Genomic DNA, 6,973 nt, shown 5'->3' on the forward strand with positions numbered 1-6,973 from the left:
GTACTGGACTGCTACAGCCGCCACGCCTGGGGACGGCTCTACACCAGCAAGCTGCCGGTGACCTCGGTCCATGTGCTCAACGAAACGGTCCTGCCGTTCTTCGAGGCTCACGAGGCGCGGGTCTATACCATCCTGTCGGACAACGGGCGCGAGTTCTGCGGGCGCCCTGACCATCACCCCTACGAGCTGTTCCTGCAACTGGAGGGGATTGAGCACCGGACCACCAAGGTACGCAGGCCGCAGAGCAACGGCTTTATCGAGCGGCTACATCGCACCCTGCTGGATGAACACTTCCGTATCAAGGGGAGGACGATCTGGTATGAATCAGTGGAGCAGATGCAGACAGACCTGGACAGCTATCTGGATCACTACAACACCCAGCGGCCACATCAGGGCAGGATGATGGAGGGTCAAACCCCCTACAGCATGTTCAAAAAGGGTCTGAAATTGATACCGAAGGAAGTGCGCACTAAAGTAGCGTAAACAAGACACCGGTTTGAGGCCGGTGTCAGGTGATAACTAGATCTGTACACCTTGAGGCTTTCCACTCCTATCTTCCCTGTTTCCTGGTAGAGCTATGGGCTGTGCTGGATTTTCTCCCTCAGTTCAAGCTATTTTCCCCGTTACAACCGCTCCCTAGCGTGTCTTTTCAGCCAGCACTTGCAGCAGTTTCTTGGCCACAGAATCGGCCAGCACTGATTGCTTACGCAAAAAAACCGAATATCAGTCTCCATCTCCCCCCTCCTCATCGATATCTGGCAACCAGTTAGTGCTAACTAGGAAGCCGAACGTCACTGCATCCTGCCTTCCTTATCCCAAGCTCACAGCTGCCACCGCAACAAATCTGTGATCCCATCCTGATTCAGTGCTCATTACACTCAACAATCGGAACCATATGAGTTACCATCCCATTCTAGTTAAGTTCCGAACCGAGCCGATGACGATATTAAAAATCATATTATCACAATTCTATAAACCTTAGAGAGATCACCTATATCAATGAGTTATCCATACTATCCGACACTTTTTCCATACAATCTAAATGCACAGTAACTCACATCAACTACAAACATAACACATATAAGAAGACAGAAAATGATCAATATTTACGCGCCAACGTTAAAAAAGCCCTCTCCAACATCAAACTCTTGGTACCGTAGCTTTCATAATTCATTCTATATATCTCAACTAGTAAATAACATACTACTATCTTATATGGACAGTTATATCGAGCATGTAAAACTACTCGATATAATAGAGCAACATAGTGATGAACTATACAATTCTGGAGCACTGAAAGACTACCCTGAATTATCTGTCACAGCTATTGACAGACCCTCGATATATGCAATTGATGTTGAAACTGGTTTGCGAGAATTAATTTCAAAATTTAAAAGCACGTTTTATGAACATGCACACTTGCTAAGTTGCTCAGGAATTGATATTGGTAACTACATGAATAGAGATGTAGATATATCTCTAGAGTCATTGAGAACCTCTGTTCAAACTGAAAACTGGTATACTCTTATAAAGGGTTTCTTGAATGTCTGGGAGTTTATTTTTCTATTCAGCATAGCTGAAAGCACGTTTAAATCAGTTGTTAATGTAGAAAATACAAACACTAGTGATCTGATTGGAAAAATATTAAAGTCAAATAAAGAAATGATTAATGTTATGACATCCAGGCATAATATGGATCGGCAATTCATGCTGTCACTGTGGACTCTTTACTGTAAGTTACGTAATGTTTATTCACATACGCATGGTGTAATCTCACAGGAAAATAGGATAGATCTAATAAAAGCTGCATCACCATTCAAATGTAATTTTGAAAAAGCATATCATAAAAATGATTTTCTACTTCCTCTAGTCACAATTAAAACAGATAAGATATTCGAATTTTATAAAATCGAAACTAATAAATTCTATTTAATATCCGATGAAGAGTTAAATATTTTCAGGAATTTCCTATCTGAGTTTACATCATCTCTAGATGAATTATAGAATTAGATATGTATGAACGTTTAAGTAGAACTTTGACCAAAGAGTATAAGTTATGCATCGATATATAATAAAGAACATTGGTGAATATGTTGTAAAAATCTCCGAAATAACAGAACGTGAAGATGGGAATGCATGGTTTAGAGGGCATGGACTGGCTTCATATAGACTAATCCCATCGGTTTTACGCGATATAATTCCATTGTCTGATTCTAGGGGTAATTCACTACGGGGTGATGAGCCAATAATATCTAGCGGTGTTACCATGACCGGAATTGACCCAGAAAGATTGCTTAGTGAATTTAAAAGGCAAGCAATTCATCTAATTAATGAAAAACCGAGGAATGATTTTGAATGGTTGTTTTTAATGCAACATTATGGAGTAAAAACTCGGTTGCTTGATTGGACAACTAATGCCTTAGTAGCTTTGTATTTCGCACTTGAAAATGAGCCACAAGGCATGAAGCCATCAAAAGAATCCAATCCATCTTCTGATTTTATCTCTGGCACACATATGAGAGATGATGGCGCCGCCGTTTATGTCATGAATCCAAACAAATTCAATCATGAGTCAACCGAATTCGATCATCCAATTGATGTTGCAAATTATTATGAACACTGGAAACACTATGTAAGGCCAACAGAAGATAGCAGAGCCATGTTACCTATCTGCATAGTAGCCCCTCATTCTTCACCAAGGATTAGAGCACAAGCAGGCACTTTTACATTACATGGTTCAATGACCCAAGACATTGAAAGTTATGATCCGATAGACAGAATACTACACAAAATATTTATCCCATGTAAATTCATATCAAAGATGAAGAAAGATTTACGCGCACTGGGAATGACTAAAGCGTTTATATATCAAGATTTAGATAGTTTATCTGAAGACATAATGAAAAACGAAAAAAGAATATATCAATCAGTACGCCATAAGTATCTTAATTCACTTAAAGGAAAATGACTTATATATTTAGTCATGCAGCATGAAAATTATTATTACGCTTTTTACAATGAGAGAAAAAAATGCCTAGAGTTTATTCATACAACAGAGAGTTCTTGGATGCAACATACAACGTTGGCACAGTTGATGGTGTATTTGGACTAATCATAGAATCTTGGGGACCAAAAAATAGGAACCCTGATTATGCATGTGCTGTTCGCTATATTATTCAAAGACTAAGAGAGGCTAACCTATCTTTCATTAAAGTGTATGTTATATCGAGAAATTTATCAAAGGCCTTACCAAATATTGAAGATAGAGCAGTAAAACTATATAACAATGTAGATACTGATATATATATAAGACATGTGCATGCAGATGATATTAGACTAGCAATTGGTCGTGAGGTAGGAGAGATGAAAGAACCTCACAACATTAAATCAAAAGGTGGAAATAGATTCAAAAGAATTTTAATACATAGCCCACTTATGACTGATAAATACTGGCACACTCTTGCATCAACCATGGATAAATTAGATCTTTTTGAGCCAACTGCTGACCATGAAAAATTCAACCTACTTGTAGATTCTCTTCTAAAACAGAAAATAGAAGAGCCAATAGGCTCTATTCATCCTAAGCAAAGCAACATAACTACGACGGTATATCTTCGAGACCCATTTGTTAAAGCATGGGTACTTAGCAATGCAGTGGGAAAATGTGAAGCCTGTCAACTACCCGCACCTTTCCATCGGACAGATGGCACACCTTATCTAGAAGTGCATCATTTAATACCATTATCAGAAGGAGGAAGTGATACCATTTCAAATGCGCTTGCAGTTTGTCCAAACTGCCATCGTAAACTTCATTTCAGCCTAGATAAAGAATCCCTTAAACTGGAGATTGAATCGAAAATACCAAGATTAATACGAGCATGACTCTCGGTCTTTAATTAATTTTATGAACAGGTACTTCACATTGTTAATGTTGCAATTTTAAAGAGACTAGCCCGCCATGTACAAATATTTTTCATTTTCAGAGAACTCAATATCCAACTTACTCAACCATGAACTATACATGAGTCATTTTGAAGCATTCAATGACCCATTTGAATGTAGTTGTGAGGTACTCTCTGGCTTCCCAAAAATAACAGAGCAATCCTCTAGACTTCAGGAAATAATAAAAGCATGGGGATTTGAGGATGTATCAGATCACATCGTGCTTGAAAACTATGATGCTTATGCTGACAGCTTGAAATTATCAGAACCAGTTGTATCTACCATAATAGATAGAGCCAGGATTAGCTGCTTTAGTAAAGATGCTGACAGTTTGCTAATGTGGTCACATTATGCGGATGGACTAAGAGGGTATTGTATTGAATTTAATCCAGACTATATACAATCTCATAATGAAGAGCACCTTGTAATTATGGACGTATTATATGAAGATGCTCCACCAAAAATTGACACTGCTGTAATGGCTGTTATACATGATCAAATCACATACCATCAGGAAGCCATTCACAGCACAGAAGTACTGATGAAACATCTTGGACAAGACAAGCGACAAGAATTAGGTTTGTACGAAGATGCTCTCGACAGATCATTCAACTCTCATGATGAAATATACCAAAAAATGCTAGCGACCAAGCCAACATGCTGGAAATATGAAAATGAAGTTAGAGTGATTTGCCAAGCCAAAAACACCGAAATAAAGGCGCACTTCCTAAAATACCCTATCAACGCAATAAAAAGTTTCACAATAGGTGAGAAAATGCCTAGAAAGAAAGTGGAAACCCTATACAACATAATAATTACCCACTTTCCTCATGCAAATATTTACATAGCATCGAAAATCCATGGTGCTTTTGAACTTTCGATAAAAGAATACAATCCCTTCTCCTTTGAAGAAATATTGTGAAATTATTCCATATTTTCATTTAAATTACGAACGCATAACAACCTCAGCTCCTTGGCGAGCCTTTTCAGCCAGCACAACATCTAACTCTGAGGTAACCTCATCTGCCGGCACACTGCGATCCCGCAGGTACACCCTCACCTCCGCCTCCATCTCACATACTCGCAGAGACACCTGGCGGCCAACTGGCGCGGCGCGGACGGGGTTATTCCGCAGGATGGCGGTCCTCTCCGCCGGCCGCGCGAACTGTCGATCTCCTCCTTCCCCAAGCAACAGAGCAGCTCTCACACCTACTCCCCCTTGCTCTTACGTAGACCCAAGAGTTTCCACCTCAAACCAGCCAAACTGTGATCACATATTGATTTACCGCTTAATTGATTAACAATAAGCCTCATTTGGAGTATGGTTAGTGGTTGGCACCAATGCTGCTGGCGGAAGCACACAGCACACCGGGGAGAGTGGTAGAAATGAGTGGTTATGTTTGGACTCACTTTGGAGTCCTGACGAAGGTCTGCGCAGACGGTCGAATGGTCACCATCACCAATGAATCTGGCTCAACACGCAAGATGAGCATTGAGAAGTACAAAGAAAATGCGGAGGCTGTGTACCACAACTGCTTTTCCTTGATAGGGCGAGCTGTAGATATTCAGACAAGCCAGAACACTGCTGAGTGGAACGCCTATGTGTGGTTTAGTGATATTGCGCAGCACTGACAGCTTCTGATATAAGTCAAACTGCACTGATTTAAACATTTCAAAGAGGACCTATTATATTCTGTTTCTGCTATTCACAACCAAAGATTTTATCGCATTTTTAATGCACTCCACATCATAGTAAGGGAACATAATGAAGTACGATGAATTACAAGTTATTGCAAATGCAATCATCGATTCAAACGATAGATTGATATTGCTCAATCTGATAATACTTCTGTTTTCAATTGCGGGCATTTATTGCGCCGCCTTTATTAAAAAAAAGGCTGAATTAGAGGCAATAAACAAAAACTTCCAAAACATTGCCGATCAAAATAGAGCTATAACCACTGATACAGAATTGATAAAAAACCAATTAAGCAAAGGTACTATAGAATATCAAATCAGACTATCTCGATATCATGAAAAACAAATAAATGCGATAGAGAAAATATATGAAAAATTAGCTATTTTGTTTATGTCTTCCAAAAAAATAATTCTAATGAAAGATGATGGCGCAGATGAAAATTTCAACAATGCCGTAACAGCATTTCGCGAAAATTTTGAAATTGAAAAACTTTGGTTAGATGCATCGATTAGTAATGAAATAGAAGAGTTTGCTATAGAGATAGACAAACAGGTTAAATTGTACCAAGGCGCAACATTCATCGCTGGATTAAAAAACCTAAATGAATCTCAGATTGCTCAGGCTTATAATAAACAAGATAATTTTTATAAATTTACTGTGAGTACGTCTAATACGCTGAAAAATAAATTAGAGAGTCAATTAAGATCTTATTTATCACCAGAGAAAAGCACCTAACAAATCGTCCCAGATAGATTTAGCAATCTCTTACATTAAAATTGTATTTTTTTGTTTGGATTACATGTACAGATCTAGTTATCACCTGACACCGGCCTCAAACCGGTGTCTTGTTTACGCTACTTTAGTGCGCACTTCCTTCGGTATCAATTTCAGACCCTTTTTGAACATGCTGTAGGGGGTTTGACCCTCCATCATCCTGCCCTGATGTGGCCGCTGGGTGTTGTAGTGATCCAGATAGCTGTCCAGGTCTGTCTGCATCTGCTCCACTGATTCATACCAGATCGTCCTCCCCTTGATACGGAAGTGTTCATCCAGCAGGGTGCGATGTAGCCGCTCGATAAAGCCGTTGCTCTGCGGCCTGCGTACCTTGGTGGTCCGGTGCTCAATCCCCTCCAGTTGCAGGAACAGCTCGTAGGGGTGATGGTCAGGGCGCCCGCAGAACTCGCGCCCGTTGTCCGACAGGATGGTATAGACCCGCGCCTCGTGAGCCTCGAAGAACGGCAGGACCGTTTCGTTGAGCACATGGACCGAGGTCACCGGCAGCTTGCTGGTGTAGAGCCGTCCCCAGGCGTGGCGGCTGTAGCAGTCCAGTAC

8 protein-coding genes are annotated in these 6,973 nt (G+C 40.2%); 7 read left to right on the plus strand and 1 reads right to left on the minus strand.

Annotation, left to right across the window (positions count from 1 at the left end; genetic code table 11):
- The 7 genes from AB5Y80_RS08560 to AB5Y80_RS08590 form a co-directional block, all read left to right on the plus strand.
- The coding region (locus tag AB5Y80_RS08560) for an integrase core domain-containing protein (protein ID WP_368172795.1) at nt 1-483 on the plus strand (483 nt) is incomplete at its 5' end.
- Nucleotides 484-1,095: 612 nt separating this feature from the next.
- Nucleotides 1,096-2,004, plus strand: a complete 909-nt coding sequence (locus tag AB5Y80_RS08565) for a hypothetical protein (protein WP_368172802.1) — start codon at nt 1,096-1,098, stop codon at nt 2,002-2,004.
- A gap of 52 nt (nt 2,005-2,056) precedes the next feature.
- Entirely contained in the window at nt 2,057-2,968 is a 912-nt protein-coding gene (locus AB5Y80_RS08570) for an FRG domain-containing protein (RefSeq protein WP_368172803.1), read from the plus strand.
- Between the two features lie 95 nt (nt 2,969-3,063).
- The gene (locus AB5Y80_RS08575) at nt 3,064-3,882 is read left to right on the plus strand and encodes an HNH endonuclease (protein ID WP_368172804.1); all 819 of its coding nucleotides are present in this window, start codon (nt 3,064-3,066) and stop codon (nt 3,880-3,882) included.
- Nucleotides 3,883-4,021: 139 nt separating this feature from the next.
- The gene (locus AB5Y80_RS08580) at nt 4,022-4,864 is read left to right on the plus strand and encodes a DUF2971 domain-containing protein (RefSeq protein ID WP_368172805.1); all 843 of its coding nucleotides are present in this window, start codon (nt 4,022-4,024) and stop codon (nt 4,862-4,864) included.
- 419 nt (nt 4,865-5,283) lie between these two features.
- Entirely contained in the window at nt 5,284-5,574 is a 291-nt protein-coding gene (locus AB5Y80_RS08585; protein WP_368172806.1) for a hypothetical protein, read from the plus strand.
- Between the two features lie 133 nt (nt 5,575-5,707).
- Nucleotides 5,708-6,376, plus strand: a complete 669-nt coding sequence (locus tag AB5Y80_RS08590; protein ID WP_368172807.1) for a hypothetical protein — start codon at nt 5,708-5,710, stop codon at nt 6,374-6,376.
- A gap of 114 nt (nt 6,377-6,490) precedes the next feature.
- On the opposite strand, the gene AB5Y80_RS08595 is transcribed toward AB5Y80_RS08590, so the two are convergent.
- Nucleotides 6,491-6,973, minus strand: a 483-nt coding sequence (locus AB5Y80_RS08595) for an integrase core domain-containing protein (RefSeq protein WP_368172795.1), incomplete at its 5' end; no start/stop codon positions are given.

Source organism: Aeromonas sp. R2-1 (assembly GCF_040908425.1).
Taxonomy (GTDB): domain Bacteria; phylum Pseudomonadota; class Gammaproteobacteria; order Enterobacterales; family Aeromonadaceae; genus Aeromonas; species Aeromonas caviae.